Here is a 19,958-nt window from a genome sequence, read left to right as displayed (position 1 = left end):
TTTTAATGATCTGAAAGGCTTGATATAAGCTATCAACAGCTTATACCACTATTTTCTCCCGGTTGGCCTTTTCCGCTTTTTTGATTCTGTTTTTAGATTTCTGGCGTTCTTCTCTCTTTTGAAGTAAAGAGTAGGCCATATATCCGCCCGCTAATAATGAGGCCGCGCCAATACCAACTTTTCCGCCTCTTAGAGCTGCCTTCTTTCCAGCTTTAAATACGAATCCTCTTAATACAAATTTCCCTGCTAATTTTAATATATGTGCTAATCCCATAATCTTTTTTTAATTTTTTCGATGACCCAATCAGGATTTTCCTGTGGGTTTTACTAATAGTTCATTAACATTCACGGTGGAAGGCTGTGAAACAGCATAAAATACGGCTTCTGCTATATTTTTTGCATTAAGCTTTGGTTCATCTCCACCATAATCCTTGTCTTCCAGCAATTCTTCATCGGTAATATCTTCCCGCAGGTCTGTCTCTACGGTTCCCGGCTCGATTGCAGTCACCCTGATATTGAAATCGGGAGATAGTTCCATGCGCATTGCTCTGGATAGTTCTATAACGGCTGCTTTGGATGCACCGTAAACTGCACCGCCGGAAAAAATTTCTTTACCATCAACAGAGGCAATATTTACAATATGCCCATCCATTTGCTTTTTCATAAGTGGCAGGACAGAGTAGATGCATCTTAAAGTTCCTTTTACATTTACTTCAATTGTATTCAACCATTCATCCAGGTGCCTGTTTTTAAGATAGGTGAGAGGCATGATCCCTGCTGAATTTACCAGGATATCGATCCGGTCATATTTTTCAGAAATTTTTCCGAAAGCCTGGTTTACACTTTCCGTGTCGCCTACATCCAGTTCTACGATCATACTTTCTGTAGAAAGTTCATTCTGGATCTTTGCAAGCTTGTCTAAGCTCCGGCTGGCTAAAACCACGATATATCCATTTGAAGAAAGTTTCCGGGCAATCGCTTTTCCAATTCCACTACTGGCACCGGTTATAACCGCTACCTTCTTTTCCTTATTCATACTTTCCTGTTTTAGAGTAATATGAATAATTAAGCCCGAAAACACCGTTAAGATAATTTCAAATAACAGATATTTAACTCTCTGGGGAGGCAGTCAAAATGTTCAGCGTATTATCTTCGTAAAAAATTTAAGTTTGTGAAAAGACTAATATCATATTCCTTGTTAATTCTGCTTTTAGGTGTGGTTGGTTGTAATAAGGATGATAACCTCAATCCGGGAGTGGAAACCTCCACAACGGCTCATTTATACGCCACTTCACATAACGGGGATGTACGGCGGTATGATATTAATTCTGGTATCGTGACTAATTATGCTAATTCTTCTTCAGATATAGAAGGTATCTTTTTTTCTGCGGTAGATGATGCTTTCACCATAGTTTCCAGGTCTTCGGGAATGCTGGAAATGTACCAGGGCATTGGCACACTTGGCGAAGGGGGTACTAAAAACCCGGAAATTATTCTCATGAGTAACCCTGATCTGGAAAGTCCCAGGGATCTTGCGGTCAATGGAGATTTCTATGTGGTTTCAGATAATACAGACCTGGACGGGGATGAAACTACTCCTGAAGGCAGACTTTTTGTATACCGGAAAACTGAGAGTGGCTTCAGCTTAAGGAATACCGTACAGACAAAATTTAAGGTTTGGGGTATAGAGTTCATTGGAGAAGATCTCTTTCTAGCGGTAGATGAAACCAGCAGACTTGCGGTTTATCGCGAATTTCTGAATACCTATATTAACAATCGTATCGCTACGGCAGATAAGATAATTGCTATACAGGGCCTTGTTCGCGCACATGGATTAGATTTTGATAAAGGCACCATGGTAGTATCAGATATTGGAGAGGTAGAATCAAGTTCAGATGGAGGTCTGCATATTATTCAGAATTTCGAGGAGAAGTTTTCGAACACCTCCAATGGCGGATTTATCGGAGCAGAAGAGCAATTAAGGATTTCCGGGGCAAATACATTATTAGGTAACCCGGTAAACCTGGTTTATGATGCCGCCTATAATGTAATCTTTGTGGCTGAAGCCTTGAATAATGGTGGCAGGGTTCTGGCCTTTAATAATGCGACCTCTGTTTCTGGGAATATAGGCCCCGATCTTCGATACGGATTGCAGGGAGTTTCTTCAGTCTTTTTTTACACGGAATAGCCTGCCATTTTTAATAACCAGCTTTTGAATTTATTTTTTTTGAAGCCTTGAATCGTATCTAATTCAGGGTTTTCAAGGCGTTGCTCTTTGGTTTTAAAGCAAGTTTAACGGGAGGAAGAAAAATTTGATATACTTTTGCAATTATAAACAGACAGATGTATGGCTAAGAATTTAGTGATTGTTGAGTCTCCTGCAAAGGCAAAAACTATAGAGAAATTTCTTGGAAGCGATTATAAGGTTGCTTCAAGTTTTGGGCATATTGCAGATTTGCCTACCAAGGAAATCGGGGTGGATACCGAAGGAGATTTTACGCCTAAATATATAGTTTCCAGCGACAAAAAGGACGTCGTCAGGAAACTGAAAGGACTTGCTAAAAATGCTGAAATGGTATGGCTGGCGAGTGATGAGGATCGTGAGGGAGAAGCCATTGCATGGCATTTAGCTGAAGAATTGAACCTGAAGGATGAAAATACTAAACGTATAGTTTTTCATGAGATTACAAAATCTGCGATTCTTAAAGCCATAGATAATCCAAGGAGTATAGATTACAATTTGGTCAATGCCCAGCAAGCCAGAAGGGTTTTAGACCGGCTGGTAGGATACGAGTTATCACCGGTACTTTGGCGTAAGGTCAAAGGAGGTCTTTCGGCAGGCCGTGTTCAGTCTGTTGCGGTAAGACTAATTGTGGAAAGAGAAAGGGAGATCCAGGATTTTAATCCGCAAGCTTCTTACAGGATAGATGCTGAATTCTCAACTGAAGAAGGAAAGTCTTTTAAAGCTAAAATCCCTAAGAACTTTGATACTAAAGAAGAAGCTGAAAAGTTTCTGAAAGAAAATATCGGGGCGAACTTTAAAGTAGCCGATCTTACTACAAAACCGGCTAAGAAGAATCCAGCACCACCTTTTACAACTTCGACATTACAACAGGAGGCTGCCAGGAAATTATATTTCTCGGTAAGTAAAACCATGACCATGGCCCAGCGTTTATATGAAGCCGGTCATATTACTTATATGAGAACAGATAGCGTGAACCTTTCTGAGGATGCGAGGAAAGGTGCTAAGGAAGAAATCCTGAAGGCTTATGGTGATAAATATGCCAAAGCCCGCCAGTTCAAAGGAAAAAGCAAAGGTGCACAGGAAGCTCACGAAGCTATTCGTCCTACTAATTTTGCTAAACATAGTATTTCTGCAGATCGTGATCAGCAACGATTATACGAATTGATCTGGAAGAGAGCGATTGCCTCACAAATGAGCGATGCTCTTTTGGAAAGAACCAATGTTAAGATAGAAGCAGATAAACATAAGAATCACTTTACCGCCAACGGTGAGGTGCTGAAATTTGATGGTTTCCTCAAGGTATACCTGGAAGGAAGTGATGAAGAGGATGAGGAACAGAGCGGTATGCTTCCGGCAATGAAAGTAAATCAGCCTCTTATCAACGAATTAATAACTGCTACCGAAAGATTTACGCGTCCACCATACAGATATACAGAAGCTTCCCTGGTAAAAAAGCTGGAAGAACTTGGGATTGGACGACCATCTACTTATGCTCCAACCATCTCTACAATTCAAAGTAGAAATTATGTGGAGAAAGGTTCGGTAGATGGAACCGAGAGGGAATATGTGCAGTTCGAGCTTAAAAATGATAAGCTAAAAGAGAAAACATTAACCGAAACCGTTGGTAGTGATAAAGGTAAAATGGTGCCTACTGCTACAGGGATGGTTGTGAATGACTTTCTGGTTAATCATTTTTCCAATATCCTCGATTACAATTTCACTGCGAAAGTAGAGGAAAGCTTTGATAATATTGCTGAAGGAAACGAGGAGTGGACAGAGATGATGAAGGATTTTTACAAAGATTTTCATCCGCATGTTCAGGACGTGGCCAAAAATGCTGAAAGAGAAGTGGGAGAACGAATTCTTGGGAAAGATCCTGAGACCGGGAAGCCTGTGAGCGTTAGGTTGGGTAAATTTGGACCAATGGTGCAAATTGGTAGTGTGGAAGATGAGGAAAAGCCGAGGTTTGCCAGTCTTAGCCCCGATCAGAATATGGAAACGCTTACCTATGAAGAGGCGATGGATCTATTTCAATTGCCTAAGAAGCTCGGTGAATACAAAGGTGAGGATGTTGAGGTAAATAATGGCAGATATGGCCCATACGTAAGATTTGGGAAAACTTTTGTGTCTCTTGAAAAAGGAGAGGATCCGCTGAACGTTGACTTTGATCGCGCCATGGAGCTGATCAAAGAAAAAGAAAAAGCAGATGCACCAATCTATGTATATAAAGAACTGCCTGTCCAAAAAGGGGTTGGTAGATTTGGACCATTTTTAAAGTGGAACAATATGTTCATTAATGTGAACAAAAAGTACGATTTCGATAATCTTTCAGATAATGATATTGAAGAACTTATCGAGGACAAGCTTAAAAAGGAACGTGAAAAACTAATTCACCATTGGGAAGAAGAGGGGATACGTGTGGAAAAGGCAAGATGGGGTAGATTTAATGTAATAAAAGGTAAGACCAAGGTAGAGTTGCCTAAGACTACCAATGCAGAGGAGCTTACGCTGGATGAGGTTAAAGAGATCATAGAGAAAAATACCAAGAAGAAAAAGCCTGCTGCAAAGAAGAAAACTGCTGCAAAGAAAAAATCGGCAGCAAAAAAGAAACCTGCTGCTAAAAAACCTGCCAAAAAGAAATAATATATGGAGTTCGATTTTCTTAGTCCGGTTCATGAAGATTTACTGGATGAAATCAGAAATTTAAACCCACTGGCTATTGGTGCCAATATTAAATTACATACAGAAAGATCTGGAATGCCAGATCTTGAAGCGGTTAATGTCGCTATTTTTGGGGTGAGTGAAAATCGCAGGGCCGAAAAGAAAACAGAGGCTCCCGATTTTGACAGATTAAGGGAAACCTTTTATGGTTTATTTCCAGGCAACTGGAAGCTAAACCTGGCAGATCTTGGAGATATTAGGGCGGGAGCTACGGTGGAAGACACCTACTTCGCCGTGCAAACTTTGGTTGAAAGTCTTATAAAAAACGACGTATTACCTATTATTCTGGGAGGGAGTCAGGATTTGATCTATGCGCAATACCGGGCCTATGATAATTTAGATCAGATGGTTAACCTTGTAAATATTGATAGGAACTTTGATCTTGGTGATGCTGAAAAACCAATTTCCAGTCATTCTTATGTAGGAAAAATCGTAGTTGATCAACCTTATAATTTATTTAATTACTCTACTGTAGGATACCAGACTTATTACAATTCCCAGGACGAAATTGAATTAATGGAAAGGTTATTTTTTGAGGCATACAGGTTAGGAGAAGTAACTTCAGATATATCCCTTATGGAGCCTATACTCAGGAGTGCAGACCTTGTGGGGTTGGATCTTGGGGCAATAGATTCTGCCGCCTTGAACTCTTCTTTTTTTAAATCTCCTAATGGGTTCAACGGCAGGGAGATCTGTGCCCTGTCCAGGTATGCGGGAATAAGTGATAAAATATCCTCTTTTGGAGTTTATGAATACCAGGAACAACTGGGAGAGCAGGCCAATATGCTTATTGCCCAGATTATATGGTATTTTATAGAAGGCGTAAATTATCGTACAAATGAAAATACTATTTCGGCGAAAAAAGAGTTTATAAAGTATCAGGTACCTATTGATGATGAGGTACTTGTGTTTTTTAAAAGTCCTGTTAGTGGGCGATGGTGGATAGAAATTCCATTTTTATCGAATGTAAATACTAAATTAAAACGGCATACGTTATTACCTTGCAGCGAAGCGGATTATCTTGAAGCTTGCAATCAGGTAATTCCGGAACGTTGGTATAAAGCCAAAAGAAAAAACGAAGTCTAAAAATTGTATTCAGACATGATTCTGATTTACGGTATTTTTATCTGAAATATTGTTTTTTAAAAAATAATTAGATAGGTTTACTGCCGTAAATCAAAATGTCTTAACCTAAGATTATTATGAAGAAGTATATTTCGCTCATTGCTGTTCTGGCCTTGCTTTATAGCTGTGGTGGAGGTGATCGTGGACAGCTAGTAGGTGCGGAGGGGAAGAAGTGGAATCCGGAGAAACCTTATGGTATGACATTAATACCGGGAGGCGCTTTCATTATGGGAAAATCTGATGATGACATCGCCGGCCAGAAAAATGCACCACCTAAAACCGTTACCGTTCGTTCATTCTATATGGATGAAACCGAGATAACCAATTCCGAATACAGACAGTTTGTAAATTATGTGAGAGACTCGATCGTTCGGGTTAATCTGGCTATTATGGCTGAGCTTCAGGGCGCTGTGCCCGGGGACGATGGGATTGGTGAATTTGCTTTTGCAGATGCAGATCCTGAAAATCTTACCCCGTATGAAGAGTATATGCTGAATACTTACGGCCAGGGTGGACCTACCGATGACTACGAAAACAGAAAGCTCAATACCGATGTTGAAATATACTGGGATACAGAAGATTATCCGGATGTATATTATGCTGAAGTAATGGATTCAATGTACATTCCATTGGATGAAGTGTACAATGGTCAGCGTACCATAGATGTAAAAAAGCTGAAATTTAAATATTCTTATATGGATATTCAGGCTGCTGCCAAGCAGCAGGGCGGCCGTAGTGATTTTATTAGAAAAGAAGAGGTTGCTGTTTATCCTGATACTACTGTATGGATCAAAGACTTTAATTATTCCTATAACGAACCTATGCATAATGATTATTTCTGGCATAGTGCTTTCGATGATTATCCTGTGGTAGGAGTTTCCTGGAAACAAGCCAGAGCTTTTACTCAGTGGAGAACTAAATATCATAATGATTTCCGCAAAGCTAAAGGAGATGCTAATGTTCCATCTTACCGGTTACCTACCGAAGGAGAATGGGAATATGCAGCCAGGGGTGGACTTGAAGGAGCTTCATATCCCTGGGGAGGGCCTTATACTCTAAATGACCGCGGATGTTTTATGGCTAATTTTAAACCATTAAGAGGGGATTACGCAGCAGATCAGGCGCTTTACACCGTCGAAGCTAAATCTTACGACCCCAACGACTACGGCCTGTACAACATGGCAGGGAATGTGGGCGAATGGGTAGATTCTTCATACGATCCGGGATCGTATGAGTATATGTCTACTATGAACCCAACCGTGAATAATCCTAAAGACAGGAGAAAAGTAGTTCGTGGAGGTTCCTGGAAAGACGTTGCTTACTTCCTTCAGGTAAGTTCAAGAGATTATGAGTACATGGATTCAGCAAGAAGTTACATCGGGTTTAGAACCGTCCAGGATTATCTTGGAACAGATGTAACCTTAAACCAGAAGAATCCATAATTGCAGTTGGAACTTAAACCTATCAATAAAATCAATTAAGAAAATCAAACATTAGAGTTATGGCAAATTCAAGATCAACAAAAAAAGTGACCAATATGGTGTATGGTCTGGGAGCATCTGTAGTTATTTTAGGTGCCCTTTTTAAAATCATGCACTGGCCCGGTGGTAACCCAATGCTTATTTTAGGGCTTATCGTAGAGGCATTGGTATTCGCATATTCTGCATTCGAGCCGATAGATGATGAGTTAGACTGGTCACTGGTATATCCGGAATTAGCAGGAGGTCAGGGAGTGGATAGAAAGGCAGTGGTCGCTGAAGAAAAAGAAGCAGAAGGAATGCTGTCTAAAAAACTTGACGAAATGCTGAAGGAAGCTAGACTGGACGCAGGTCTTATGGCTTCTCTTGGTGAGAGTATAAGAAATTTCGAAGGAGCCGCTAAAGGTATTGCCCCTACCGTAGATTCTATGGCATCTCAAAAGAAATATTCTGAAGAACTAAGTGTGGCCGCTGCACAAATGGAAACCCTTAATAATATTTATAAAGCTCAGGTTGAATCTGCAGCTAAACAGGCAGAGGTAAACCAGGAAGTTGCAGAGAATGCTGGAAGGCTTAAGGCCCAAATGAATTCTCTTACCGAAAATATGGCTTCATTAAATAATGTTTATGGTGGAATGTTAACTGCGATGAACGGAAAAGTTAGAGTCTAATTGATAATTTTTCAATTAAGCTGTTATATTAATTTAAAAACAACTAATTAGACATGGCATCCGGAAAACAATCGCCAAGGCAGAAGATGATTAACCTAATGTACCTGGTTTTCATCGCCATGATGGCACTAAACATGTCCAAAGAGGTACTTACCGCTTTTGGACTTATGAACGAGAAACTTGATAAGACCGCTGAAAACTATACTGAAAGAAATTCGGCTTTAATGGCAGGTCTTGCTACTAAGGTTGAAGAACAGCCTGCAAAATATACCAGCATCAAAGAGGATGCAGATAGAATACACGAGTTGTCCACCAATTTCACTCAGTATATCGAAGGAATCAAAGAAGAGTTACAGGCTTCTGTAGATGACCCTAAGGATTACGAGACGATGGACCAGTCTACCGTTATGGATCAAATGTTCTTCCAGTCTGGTAGGATCTCCCCGAAAGGAGAAGAATTTCTGGCACAAATACAAACGTATAGAAACGGAGTGTCTGAAATTCTTGAAGATGGATATGGTAGTATCGCTAAGAAAGTGAATATTCAAAAAGAATTTGCCACAGATCCAGAGAATGTGGAAGGAGCGAAGGTACCTTGGTTAAAGTATAGATTTGAAGGATTTCCGTTGGTGGCTTCTATTACCCAGCTTACTCAAATGCAGGCAGACGTAAAGAGCACCGAAAGTGAGATTCTTTCGTCAATGCTTTCAGGTCAGCTACAGAGTGACGTTTCTCTTGATAACTATGAGGCTATCGTAATTCCTTCTAAGCCAGCTTTCTTTAGTGGAGAGAATTTTTCCGGTAAAGTGGTATTAGGTCGTTTTGATAATACGCTTCAGTTTGAGAACGTTGTTATCAACGGTAAAGAAGTAAAAAGCTTAAAAGATGGTCAGGTTGTTCTTGACTTTCCTGCAGGAAATGTAGGGGAGCAAAAGATCAACGGTAAACTGGAATATCTTGAAGATGGTGAAACCAAGGAAATTCCGGTAGATGGATCTTATACAGTGATACCACTACCTAATTCTGCGGTTATCTCTGCAGATAAAATGAATGTGGTATATCGTGGGGTGCAGAACCCTATGACCATTTCTATTCCTGGGGTAAGCAGCGTAAGTGCAAATGCTCCTGGTCTTAGACAGTCTGGCGGTGCGGGAAGCTACCTTATGGATGTAACTACTTTGCAAGCCAGAGAAGTTACCATTAGTGTTAGCGGAACTTTACCTGGAGGTAAAACAGTTTCAGATAAGAAAACATTTAGAGTGAAGGATATTCCAAGACCTGTAGGAACCATTCGTGGGGAAGACGGTGCTGTTTCCATGCAAAGGAACAGTCTGGAAATCGCCACGGTAGGCGCAAGTCTTCCAGATTTTGATTTTGACCTTAACCTAAATGTGACCGGCTTTAAATTTAAAGTTCCGGGGCAACCAACCATTATTGTTAATGGTAGCAGGTTGGATGACAGAGCCAAGGCGGCGCTTAGACGTGCCGGTAGAGGTGAATCTGTACAGATTTATGATATTTCTGCTTCGCTTGCAGGTAACTCAAGCTATAAGCTGAAGAAAGTGGCTCCGGTAGTTATAGAGCTTACTAACTAAAAATTATTTAAAATGAGCTTGAAAGAATATTTTGTATATGGGTTTGTGTTGATGCTGGGTGTCTCTTCTTTCGGTCAGGCAAACATTCTTAACGCGAATAAACCTGAAGATATCGGTAAGAAATCTGAAGTTCAGGCGTTGGTAGATGAAGAAGATAAACCATTGGAATATGGGTATGTAGGTGATCGTGATATTCTTTGGTCTAAAGGAACATGGGAAATTATCGATCTGGATGAAAGGGTTAATTTTCCTCTTTATTATCCCATCGACACCAATAATATAGGTGCTAACAGGAGGTCTTTATATGATGTTCTCGTAAAAGCCATTAAGGAAGGTAAGATTCAGAATATCTATGCAGATTCTTATTTCACAGAAAAAAGAACTTTAAAAGATATCCGGGCGACCCTTTCTAAAATTGATACTACAGATCTTGGAATCGAGCAGTACAATGCTGGTGAACAGGTTGATGAGCAGTTTATAGATCGTCGTGATCTTGGATCTGCTGATATCGCCCAATATCACATCCGTGGAATCTGGTATTTCGATAAGCGCCTTGCTGAACTTAAGTACAGAATTCTTGGAATAGCTCCGGTTGCTCCAGATGTTAACTTCATCGATTCCGGTCAAACCGATCTTGTTGAGTTATTCTGGGTGTGGTTCCCTGATGCAAGAGAAGTATTACACGAGGCAAAAGTTTTCACAGGTAATAATACTGCCCAGGTGGTTTCTTTTGATCATTTACTGAATTCCCGAAGATTTAACGGGGTGATTTATAAGGAAGATAATGTTCAGGGTGATCGTGAGATCGATGAGTACATTGCAGATAATGCATTTATGCAGCTTCTGGAATCGCAGCGAATCCAGGAACAGATCAGGAATTTTGAACAGGATATGTGGAGTTACTAACTCCAGATTATAAAAATACTAAAGCGCCTTTTTAAGGCGCTTTTTTTATATCTGCTTTTGATTAAGAACATAAGCCTTAATATCTTTGAACAATGTTGGATCATATACTTGTAGGGCTTGGCTTAAGCGGGCTGGCTGTAGCCGAAGAGCTCGAAAAAAGAGGCAGGGATTATGTAGTTTTTGAGGATAATTCCCAAAGCTCCTCTTATGTCGCGGGTGGAATTTTTAATCCGGTAATCCTTAAAAGGTTTACTGCTGCCTGGAATGCCGCAGAACAAATGAAAACGGCTTTGCCCTTTTACGAACATTTGGAAAAAAAACTGGGAGTGCATTTTGTTCATAAATGGAACATCTATCGAAGATTTCATTCTGTTGAAGAACAAAACGACTGGTTTGTCGCTACAGATAAACCTGGTGTGGCTCCCTTCCTGGATCCGGAATTAAAAAGAAATAAAAACCCTAATCTCGATGCGGGGCATGCGTTGGGAAAGGTATTGCATACAGGCAATATAGATACTGAATTATTACTTGATAACTACAGGGCGCACCTGGCTAAAAATGGTCTCCTTAAGAATGAACGTTTTGACCATGCAGCCCTGGTTATAGATAATGATAAGTTTAGCTATAAAGGTCTCGCTTCAAAAAATATTATTTTCTGCGAGGGTTTTGGTCTAAAGAAAAATCCATACTTCAGTTATCTGCCATTGCGTGGTAACAAAGGTGAGTATATTACCATACGGTCTAAAGAACTCAAGCTCGACTTTGCGGTAAAGTCATCGGTCTTCCTTATGCCTCTTGGAAATGACCTCTACAAAGCAGGTGCAACCTACGATCATGAAGATAAAACTCCTGTGCCAACGGAAAAAGCAAGACTTCGTTTGATAAACGAACTCAGGAAATTTATAAAATGTGATTTTGAGGTGGTAGATCAGGTAGCAGGGATACGCCCGGCTACTGCAGACAGGAAACCCCTGGTAGGTGAACATCCCGAAATATCAAATATGTATTGCTGTAATGGTTTTGGTAGCAGGGGTGTTTTGATAGCCCCTAATGTGTCGCTGGCACTTTTGGATCATATCGAAAATGATATGGACCTGGATACCGAGGTAGATCTGCGGCGCTTTACAAGAAAACATTACCGCCAGGGCTAATTACCCGCCTCAGATTTTTTATAATTAAAGAACAGGTTGATCCAGATATTTCTTGAAGCACGCATTATCACCGGCATAAAAATTATTAGCGTACCCACAATACTGAAAAAGGCTGTTAATAATGTTGAATTCAAAAATACATAGGCAATTATAAAAGCTGCTACAGCGAAGGCAATTCCCACCCCGTAACTCACATACATAGCCCCGTAAAAAAAAGAAGGTTCGATCTTATATTTTGTTCCGCAATGACTGCATCTTTCATGCATGTCATACACCTTGTTGAGTTTATAAGGGTTTGATTCCTTATACATACTCTCTTCCTGACAAACAGGACAAGTACCGGTGAAAATGCTGTAGATCTTAGTTCCCTTAAGTAGTCCCATCTTATTTTTTTTGCATCACAAATTTAAGCATCTTTGCAAAAAATATGCGTTAATGCTTAATATTCATAATCTTTCAGTTTCATTTCAGGGAGAATATCTTTTTAAAGAGGTTAGTTTCAGGCTTGGGCCTGGCGACAGAGTGGGTCTTATTGGGAAAAATGGTGCAGGGAAATCTACTTTATTAAAGATAATTTCCGGAGACCAGGAATATGATTCGGGGCAGATCGCTAAAGATAAAGAGCTGCGAATAGGGTTCCTGAAACAGGATCTGGATTTCGAACAGGGAAGAACCGTGCTGGATGAAGCGCACCAGGCTTTTGAGGAGATCAAAATGCTGGAAGGAAAAATGGAGAAGATCAATGAGCAGCTCGCCACCAGGACAGACTATGAAAGTGAGTCTTACAACCAGTTAATCCAGGATCTTAGTGAGATCACTCATCAATATGAGATCATTGGAGGTTATAACTACGAAGGAGAGACCGAAAAAGTGTTACAGGGTCTTGGATTTGAAAGAGAGGATTTTGAAAGGCTTACACAAACTTTCTCCGGAGGATGGAGAATGAGGATCGAATTGGCCAAACTATTACTGCAGAACAATGATATATTGCTTCTGGATGAGCCTACCAACCACCTTGATATCGAAAGTATCATCTGGCTGGAGAATTTCCTGAACAACTATGCAGGTTGTGTGATGCTTGTTTCTCACGATAAAATGTTCCTGAATAATGTGACCAATCGAAGTATTGAGATTTCCCTTGGGAGTATCTACGATTACAGGAAACCATATTCAGAATTTATTGAATTCAGGAAGGAACTGAGGGAACAACAGCTTGCGGCCCAGAAGAATCAGCAAAAAGAGATAGAGAATACAGAAAAACTTATTGATAAGTTTCGTGCCAAGGCTAGTAAAGCATCGATGGCCCAGTCTTTAATAAAGAGACTGGATAAAATAGATAGAATTGAAGTTGATGAGGACGACAATGCTGTAATGTCTGTTAACTTTCCAATTTCGGTAAACCCGGGGAAAGTGGTGATCGAAACTGAACACCTGGGAAAATCGTATGGGGATAAGCAGGTTTTAAAAGATGTGAACCTTCTTATTGAACGTCAAAGTAAAATAGCTTTTGTGGGCCAGAATGGGCAGGGGAAAACCACTTTAGCCAAGATCATAATTGGTGAGATCGAGCATGAAGGAAAGCTGAAACTGGGTCATAATGTACAGATCGGGTATTTTGCACAGAACCAGGCTGAATATCTTGACGGTGAAAAAACCGTTCTCCAAACCATGGAAGATGCTTCCAATGAAAAAAACCGCATGAAGGTGCGGGATATGCTTGGAGCATTTTTATTCAGGGGTGATGAAGTAGAGAAGAAAGTTAAGGTCCTTTCCGGGGGAGAGCGAAACAGGCTGGCACTTTGCAAGATGTTACTGGAGCCGTTCAATGTGATGGTAATGGATGAACCTACCAACCACCTTGATATAAAATCCAAGAATGTTCTAAAGGATGCTCTTAAAAATTTTGAAGGTACTTTGATAATTGTATCTCACGATCGTGATTTCCTCCAAAATCTAACCAGCAGGGTCTACGAATTCAGGGATCATAAAATTAGGGAGTATCTTGGTGATATTGATTATTACCTGGAGCAGAGAAAGCTTCTGGATATGCGTGCCGTTGAAAAAAGTGATAAGGTTAAAGCTTCGAAAAAGAAGGATAACCAGGAAGAGAAAAGGTCTTTTAACGATCAGAAAGAAATCAAAAGGCTTAAAAACCGGCTTAGTAAAACTGAGGCTAAGATCACCAAACTTGAAAAAGATCTGAAAGCCAAAGATAAAGAGCTGGCAAATAATTATGAGAAAACCGTCACCAAACCAGATTTTCTAAATAATTATAATGATTCGAAAAAGAAACTCGAAAAGTTAATGGCTGAGTGGGAGGAACTTCAACTCGATCTCGAGCAAATTAGCTAGAATTTACTTATCTTCAGATTAAACCATAGGGACTCATCTAAGTCCTAGTACTGTTATGGATAAACGTAAGATCATTCTTTCCGCACTCGGTGTAGTGCTGGTAGTTGCTGCTATTTTCGGCGCAAAATTAATTATAGATAGTAATGTTAAGGAGAAGCCTCCTGTTGCCAAAACCGTCAAAAGCGTCTTTGTGGACACGGTGGAAAATACTACGGTACCAATCGTGGTGCCGGCAAATGGTAATATTACTGCACTGCATAGAATGGATCTTTATTCTGAAGTTCAGGGGATTTTCAGGTATAGCAGCAAGGATTTCAGGCCGGGACAGAAATATCGAAAAGGGCAGGTTTTGCTGAGTATCGATTCTGAAGAATACCGGGCAACGGTACAGTCGGCTAAGAGTGATCTGTACAATAATATTACCTCCATTATGCCAGATCTGCGTCTGGATTACCCGGATGCTTTTCAGAAATGGGAAACCTACCTGAAGAATTTTGATATGACCAAACCTGTGCCGCCTCTTCCTGAAACTTCTACAAGCCAGGAACAGTATTTTATTACCGGTCGGGGAATTGTATCTGCTTATTATAATGTCAAGAATCTGGAAGAGCGCCTGGCTAAGTATGCTATCATAGCTCCTTATGACGGGATACTTACGGAAGCTTTGGTGAATAAAGGCACATTAATACGGCCAGGACAGAAACTAGGGGAATTTATAGATCCCAGCGTGTATGAGCTCGAAGTGTCTATTGCAAAGAAATTCAGCGATGTTCTCGAGGTGGGGAAAGCTGTAAAACTTCAAAACCTGGAAGGAACCAAAACCTACGAAGGAACGGTTAGCCGAATCAACGGCAAAGTGAACCAGGAAACTCAAAGTATTAGGGTTTTTATTAAGGTGGAAAACCCTGAATTGAGTGAAGGGATGTATCTGGAGGCACAGCTTGATGCCAAGGAAGAAAAAGATGCTATCGAGATCCCTAGAGAACTTCTGGTAGACCGGTCTAAAGTTTACGTGGTGCAGGACAGCACCCTGAATCTTGTAGAAATCGATCCCGTTTACTTCACTAATAATACAGTGGTAATTAAAGGACTGGATAACGGGACTAAAATTTTATCGGCAAATGTACCGGGTGCTTATTCGGGGATGCTGGTAAAGATCGAAGGACAGAAAGACCTGCTTAAAAAAGAACAGTCTTGAGAAAGTTAATCAATTACTTTATAAAGTTCGGGGTTGCGGTAAATGTCGTTATCATGGCTTTTGTCATCTTCGGGGTGATAGGGATCATGAATATGAAGTCTTCCTTTTTTCCACTTCAGGACTCAAGGATCATAAACATAAGTATAGCCTACCCGGGATCTGCCCCGGAAGAGATAGAGGAAGGTATTATTCTTAAAATTGAAGACAACCTTAAAGGTCTCGAAGGTATAGACCGGGTAACTTCTGTAGCCCGTGAAAGCGGCGGATCTATCACCGTGGAGATAGAACGTGGCGAGGATATAGATGCCATGCTTACCGAGGTAAAAAACGCAGTGGATAGGGTGCCTACCTTTCCCGGCGGAATGGAACCACTGGTGGTTTCCAAACAGGAATTTATCAGGGAGACTATAAATTTTGCGGTAAGTGGTGATAATGTTCCTCTGGCAACCTTAAAACAGATTAGTCAGCAGATTGAAAATGACCTGCGTCTTCTCGACGGAGTATCGCAAATAAGTATTTCAGGTTTTCCTGAGGAAGAGATCGAGATCGCGGTGAGTGAAAATGATCTGCTCGCCTATAATCTCACTTTTGACCAGGTGGCCCAGGCGGTGCGAAATTCCAATATACTTTCTACCGGCGGTACGATTAAGACCGATGCTGAAGATTATCTTATCAGGGCTAATAACCGCGCTTATTATGCCGATGCTTTAAACGATATAGTCCTCAAGTCTAATTCTACAGGTGAGATAGTACGCCTGGGTGAGGTAGCTACTGTAAAAGATCAGTTTTCTGAAACGCCCAATGCGCTTTACTTCAATGGCAATGTAGCGGTAAATATCTCGGTTAGTAATACCAGTAGTGAAGACCTCCTGGCTACTGCTGAAAAGATCAATGAGTACGTTGACGAATTCAATCAAAAAAGCAGTAATGTTCAACTGAATGTAGTAAATGACCAGTCCATTACCCTGAATCAACGTACCCAGTTACTCGTGGAAAATGGGATCATGGGAATGTTATTGGTCTTATTCTTTCTTTCACTTTTTCTGAATATCAGGCTGGCTTTCTGGGTGGCTTTTGGACTTCCAATCGCCTTTTTGGGAATGTTCATTTTCGCCGGTTCTCTGGGTGTAACCATCAATGTATTGTCTTTATTCGGGATGATCATTGTGATAGGTATACTGGTAGATGATGGTATAGTTATTTCTGAAAATATATATCAACATTCAGAAATGGGAAAAAGCCCGATTAGGGCCGCCCTGGATGGAACGATAGAAGTGCTTCCCGCAATTCTTTCAGCCATAGTGACTACGGTACTGGCATTTTCAACTTTTCTTTTCCTGGACAGCAGGATAGGAGAATTCTTCGGAGAGGTTTCTACCGTGGTTATCTTAACCCTGGTAATTTCATTGGTGGAAGCATTGATAATTCTTCCGGCGCATATTGCACATTCAAAAGCCTTAAAAAAGCCTGAGACCAACGGACGTCCAAAAAGAGGTATAGCCAAATTCTTTGAAAAGATGAAGGTGGCTAATAAGTACGGGGATCGCGCGATGTCATATATGAGGGATCGTATCTATAGCCCGGTGCTTCGATTTGTCCTAACCCAGCAGGTGATGGCCCTGGCCATTCTCTTGGTTGTGCTCGTGCTTACCATCGGAGCTATTGGAGGTAACTGGATCAGGGTGACTTTATTCCCAAGTATAGCCAGTGACAGGGTAAGTATAGATCTTTTAATGCCTGAAGGGGTCAACCCGGCCAGAACAGATTCTATTATTTCTATGGTGGAGGCTGCAGCCTGGAGAGTGAATGAGGAATATACCGAGAAACAAACTGGCAATAAGCAGGTGGTGGAAAACATTATCAAGCGAGTTGGCCCGGGGAATAATAAAGCTTCCTTACAGGTGAATTTACTGCCCGGTGAAGAAAGGGATTTTGGCTCTCCGGAAATTACCAATGCCATCAGGGACGAAGTAGGTCCTGTTTTTGGAGTGGAGAATCTTACGTTCGGTTCCGGTGGAAACTTTGGTGGGTCACCGGTTTCGGTCTCATTATTAGGGAATAATCTAAGTGAACTGGAGGCGGCTAAGGAAGAACTGAAACAAAATCTTGAAAACAACTCCCTGCTGAAGGATGTTACAGATAACGATCCCAAGGGAATCAAGGAGATCAATGTTCAGCTTAAAGATAATGCCTATGCCCTGGGTCTGGACCTGGGTGAGGTAATGCGGCAGATTAGAAACGGATTCTTTGGGGCACAGGCGCAACGTTTTCAGAGAGGACAGGATGAAATTCGTGTTTGGGTAAGATATGATCTGGAAAACAGGTCCTCAATCAACGACCTGGATGATATGAGGCTGGTAACTCCTACCGGAGACAGGGTGCCCTTTGATGAGATCGCCACTTACGAAATAGTTAGAGGAACAGAGTCTATTAGTCACCTGGATGGAATGAGAGAGATCAGGGTATCTGCAGATATGGAAGATCCTAACGGCAGTTCTACCGAAATTCTTGAGGATATCAGGACAAATGTGATCCCCCCAATCCTGGATAAATATCCAAGTATAACTGTCTCTTATGAGGGGCAGAATCGGGAAGCATCTAAATTGTCAAGTTCTGCCGCAGCGGTTATTCCTATTATCCTTTTCCTTATTTATGCCACGATCGCATTTACCTTTAGAAGTTACAGTCAGCCATTATTGTTGATGATCATGATCCCGTTCAGTATTATCGGGGTTGCCTGGGGACACTGGTTCCATGATTTCCCGATCAATGTACTTTCCTTGCTGGGAATCATTGCCCTGGTGGGGATAATGGTAAATGACGGGCTTGTGTTAATTGGAAAATATAACAGTTTCCTTCGGGAGGGGATGGATTTCAAAAAAGCATTATATGAGGCGGGAAGATCGAGGTTCAGGGCTATTTTCCTAACCTCGCTAACAACCATAGCAGGTTTGGCGCCACTCTTACTTGAAAAAAGCAGGCAGGCGCAGTTCCTTAAGCCTATGGCAATCTCGATTTCCTACGGAATTGCCGTAGCTACCATATTAACCTTATTACTATTACCATTACTAATCTCCATTAATAATAGTATTAAAGTAAGCGGCAGGTGGCTCGCCACCGGGGAAAAACCTTCCAAAGAGGATATGGAAAGAGCTATTAAAGAGAAAAAAGAAGAAGCAGCGCATGAAAATATTACATAGGTCTCTTTTAATAATTATAGCACTTGCTTCTATTTCAGTCTGGTCGCAGCAAGCTGAACTTACCAAAGAAGAGGCGATCGCGCGCGCCCTTGAAGCTAACTTCGGTATAGAAATAGCCCGGAACCAGGTGGAGATCGCAGAGAATAACCAAAGCATTTTTAATTCTGGGTACCTGCCTACGGTAACCGGTCTTGCCGGGGCAGGTTATGACCTTAATGACAGGATTACAGAGCCAGAGAACGGCGATGTGGTTGATCAGCGGGGGATAGAGAACAATCGTTATAATGCCTCCATTAATTTAGGTTATACGCTCTTCGATGGGCTGGGTAGATTTTATAATTATAAAAGCCTTAAGGAACAATATGACCTTTCACAACTTGAAGCCAGGGAAACGGTTGAAAATACTGTACTCCAGATCATGAGTGTTTATTATGAGATCGCCAGGCTTTCAGAAAATATTGAAGTACTGGAAGAAACCCTCCAAATTTCCAAGAACAGGGTGACCAGGGCAGAGTATCAATTCGAATACGGGCAGGCTAACAATCTGGTGGTGCTAAATGCCAGGGTAGACGTTAATAATGATAGTATTGCCCTGATCGAAACCGGACAGCAACTAAGGAATACTAAAAGAGACCTGAACGTGCTACTGGATCGAGATGTGACTAATGTAGATTTTGTAGTAGATACAACGGTAGCATTTGTAACCGACCTTGAATTGCAAAATTTTATTGAGGAGGCAGAGTTGAATAATGTTTCATTATTGCAGATCGAACAAAATCTGGAAATAAGCGATTACGACATTAAAATCAGTAAATCTGGCTATTTGCCCGTTGTAGATCTAACAGGGTCTTATGGCTGGAACCGCAACCGAAGTGCCGCCACAGCATTCTTTCCGGGTTCTACCACGACTACCGATGGTCTCTCTGCCGGAGTGAGTCTGAGATGGGACATTTTTGATGGAGGAAGGACCAGTGTTCAGGTTCAGAACTCAAAAATAAGATATGAGAATCAGCAGATCCTGAAAGACCAGCGCAAGACCGAAATTAGAAGAGATATTGCCAATGCACTGGGTAATTATCAAAATAAACTTTATATCCTGCATGTACAGGAAGATAATGTAAGAACTAATCTGGATAATTTTAACCGGTCTGAAGAGCAATACAAACTGGGAAGAGTTACTTCCATAGAATTCCGGCAGGCACAAATAAACCTGCTCAATGCGCGTACCAGTCTTAATCTGGCAAAATATGATGCCAAATTAGCCGAATTACAGGTACTGCAGTTAACCGGCCAATTGCTGAATGTAGAATTGTAGC

The 19,958-nt window shown here is 41.1% G+C and carries 15 protein-coding genes; 12 read left to right on the top strand and 3 right to left on the bottom strand.

Annotated elements, in window-relative coordinates; translation table 11 throughout:
- Positions 1–40: 40 nt before the first annotated feature.
- Both FGM01_RS04400 and FGM01_RS04395 read right to left on the bottom strand, forming a co-directional pair.
- Complete coding sequence (locus tag FGM01_RS04400) at positions 41–274, bottom strand: hypothetical protein (RefSeq protein WP_143409910.1); 234 nt, start codon at positions 272–274, stop codon at positions 41–43.
- Between the two features lie 30 nt (positions 275–304).
- Positions 305–1,036, bottom strand: coding sequence for an SDR family oxidoreductase (locus FGM01_RS04395; protein WP_143409909.1), 732 nt, complete (start codon positions 1,034–1,036; stop codon positions 305–307).
- Between the two features lie 135 nt (positions 1,037–1,171).
- On the opposite strand from FGM01_RS04395, the gene FGM01_RS04390 reads away from it, so the two are divergent.
- The 8 genes from FGM01_RS04390 to FGM01_RS04355 all read left to right on the top strand — a co-directional run bounded on the left by FGM01_RS04390 (position 1,172) and on the right by FGM01_RS04355 (position 11,892).
- Complete coding sequence (locus tag FGM01_RS04390; protein ID WP_243735758.1) at positions 1,172–2,188, top strand: hypothetical protein; 1,017 nt, start codon at positions 1,172–1,174, stop codon at positions 2,186–2,188.
- 159 nt (positions 2,189–2,347) lie between these two features.
- Positions 2,348–4,888 (top strand): type I DNA topoisomerase, encoded by a 2,541-nt coding sequence (topA, locus tag FGM01_RS04385; protein ID WP_143409908.1) that lies wholly within the window; start codon positions 2,348–2,350, stop codon positions 4,886–4,888.
- Positions 4,889–4,891: 3 nt separating this feature from the next.
- On the top strand, positions 4,892–6,052 hold the full coding sequence (locus FGM01_RS04380; RefSeq protein WP_143409907.1) for a formimidoylglutamase: 1,161 nt from the start codon (positions 4,892–4,894) through the stop codon (positions 6,050–6,052).
- Positions 6,053–6,168: 116 nt separating this feature from the next.
- A complete protein-coding gene (porK, locus tag FGM01_RS04375; RefSeq protein ID WP_143409906.1) occupies positions 6,169–7,533 on the top strand; it encodes a T9SS ring complex lipoprotein PorK/GldK in 1,365 nt (454 codons plus the stop codon).
- A 59-nt stretch (positions 7,534–7,592) separates the two neighbouring features.
- Positions 7,593–8,240 carry a type IX secretion system motor protein PorL/GldL gene (gene porL / locus FGM01_RS04370; protein ID WP_143409905.1) on the top strand — a complete coding sequence of 216 codons (648 nt, stop codon included), beginning with the start codon at positions 7,593–7,595 and terminating at the stop codon, positions 8,238–8,240.
- A 53-nt stretch (positions 8,241–8,293) separates the two neighbouring features.
- The gene (porM, locus tag FGM01_RS04365) at positions 8,294–9,835 is read left to right on the top strand and encodes a type IX secretion system motor protein PorM/GldM (protein WP_143409904.1); all 1,542 of its coding nucleotides are present in this window, start codon (positions 8,294–8,296) and stop codon (positions 9,833–9,835) included.
- A gap of 12 nt (positions 9,836–9,847) precedes the next feature.
- Positions 9,848–10,741, top strand: coding sequence for a type IX secretion system ring subunit PorN/GldN (gene porN / locus FGM01_RS04360; protein WP_143409903.1), 894 nt, complete (start codon positions 9,848–9,850; stop codon positions 10,739–10,741).
- A gap of 92 nt (positions 10,742–10,833) precedes the next feature.
- Positions 10,834–11,892 (top strand): NAD(P)/FAD-dependent oxidoreductase, encoded by a 1,059-nt coding sequence (locus tag FGM01_RS04355; RefSeq protein WP_143409902.1) that lies wholly within the window; start codon positions 10,834–10,836, stop codon positions 11,890–11,892.
- Here FGM01_RS04355 and FGM01_RS04350 read toward each other — a convergent pair.
- Complete coding sequence (locus FGM01_RS04350; RefSeq protein ID WP_143409901.1) at positions 11,889–12,275, bottom strand: DUF983 domain-containing protein; 387 nt, start codon at positions 12,273–12,275, stop codon at positions 11,889–11,891. The two genes, FGM01_RS04355 and FGM01_RS04350, sit on opposite strands and share 4 nt — an antisense overlap.
- A gap of 52 nt (positions 12,276–12,327) precedes the next feature.
- On the opposite strand from FGM01_RS04350, the gene FGM01_RS04345 reads away from it, so the two are divergent.
- From FGM01_RS04345 to FGM01_RS04330, 4 genes are read left to right on the top strand one after another with little or no spacing between them, the layout of a single operon-like run.
- Positions 12,328–14,244, top strand: a complete 1,917-nt coding sequence (locus tag FGM01_RS04345; RefSeq protein ID WP_143409900.1) for an ABC-F family ATP-binding cassette domain-containing protein — start codon at positions 12,328–12,330, stop codon at positions 14,242–14,244.
- A 55-nt stretch (positions 14,245–14,299) separates the two neighbouring features.
- Positions 14,300–15,442, top strand: coding sequence for an efflux RND transporter periplasmic adaptor subunit (locus FGM01_RS04340; RefSeq protein ID WP_143409899.1), 1,143 nt, complete (start codon positions 14,300–14,302; stop codon positions 15,440–15,442).
- Complete coding sequence (locus FGM01_RS04335) at positions 15,439–18,642, top strand: efflux RND transporter permease subunit (RefSeq protein ID WP_143409898.1); 3,204 nt, start codon at positions 15,439–15,441, stop codon at positions 18,640–18,642. The genes FGM01_RS04340 and FGM01_RS04335 overlap by 4 nt, the downstream gene beginning before the upstream one ends.
- Positions 18,626–19,957 (top strand): TolC family protein, encoded by a 1,332-nt coding sequence (locus tag FGM01_RS04330; protein WP_143409897.1) that lies wholly within the window; start codon positions 18,626–18,628, stop codon positions 19,955–19,957. The genes FGM01_RS04335 and FGM01_RS04330 overlap by 17 nt, the downstream gene beginning before the upstream one ends.
- The last annotated feature ends 1 nt before the right edge of the window (position 19,958 follow it).

It is taken from the genome of Christiangramia sabulilitoris (assembly GCF_007050985.1).
Classification (GTDB): Bacteria; Bacteroidota; Bacteroidia; order Flavobacteriales; family Flavobacteriaceae; genus Christiangramia; species Christiangramia sabulilitoris.
The sequence above is the reverse complement of the archived record's forward strand: the minus strand, read 5'-3'. Positions and strand labels throughout refer to the sequence as shown.

What these genes read in the sequence shown, in the direction of transcription:
- FGM01_RS04400 (WP_143409910.1), bottom strand. Translation starts at nt 274, where the DNA reads ATGGGATTAGCACATATATTAAAATTAGCAGGGAAATTTGTATTAAGA.
- FGM01_RS04395 (WP_143409909.1), bottom strand. Translation starts at nt 1,036, where the DNA reads ATGAATAAGGAAAAGAAGGTAGCGGTTATAACCGGTGCCAGTAGTGGA.
- topA (WP_143409908.1), top strand. Translation starts at nt 2,348, where the DNA reads ATGGCTAAGAATTTAGTGATTGTTGAGTCTCCTGCAAAGGCAAAAACT.
- FGM01_RS04380 (WP_143409907.1), top strand. Translation starts at nt 4,892, where the DNA reads ATGGAGTTCGATTTTCTTAGTCCGGTTCATGAAGATTTACTGGATGAA.
- porK (WP_143409906.1), top strand. Translation starts at nt 6,169, where the DNA reads ATGAAGAAGTATATTTCGCTCATTGCTGTTCTGGCCTTGCTTTATAGC.
- porL (WP_143409905.1), top strand. Translation starts at nt 7,593, where the DNA reads ATGGCAAATTCAAGATCAACAAAAAAAGTGACCAATATGGTGTATGGT.
- porM (WP_143409904.1), top strand. Translation starts at nt 8,294, where the DNA reads ATGGCATCCGGAAAACAATCGCCAAGGCAGAAGATGATTAACCTAATG.
- porN (WP_143409903.1), top strand. Translation starts at nt 9,848, where the DNA reads ATGAGCTTGAAAGAATATTTTGTATATGGGTTTGTGTTGATGCTGGGT.
- FGM01_RS04355 (WP_143409902.1), top strand. Translation starts at nt 10,834, where the DNA reads ATGTTGGATCATATACTTGTAGGGCTTGGCTTAAGCGGGCTGGCTGTA.
- FGM01_RS04350 (WP_143409901.1), bottom strand. Translation starts at nt 12,275, where the DNA reads ATGGGACTACTTAAGGGAACTAAGATCTACAGCATTTTCACCGGTACT.
- FGM01_RS04345 (WP_143409900.1), top strand. Translation starts at nt 12,328, where the DNA reads ATGCTTAATATTCATAATCTTTCAGTTTCATTTCAGGGAGAATATCTT.
- FGM01_RS04340 (WP_143409899.1), top strand. Translation starts at nt 14,300, where the DNA reads ATGGATAAACGTAAGATCATTCTTTCCGCACTCGGTGTAGTGCTGGTA.
- FGM01_RS04330 (WP_143409897.1), top strand. Translation starts at nt 18,626, where the DNA reads ATGAAAATATTACATAGGTCTCTTTTAATAATTATAGCACTTGCTTCT.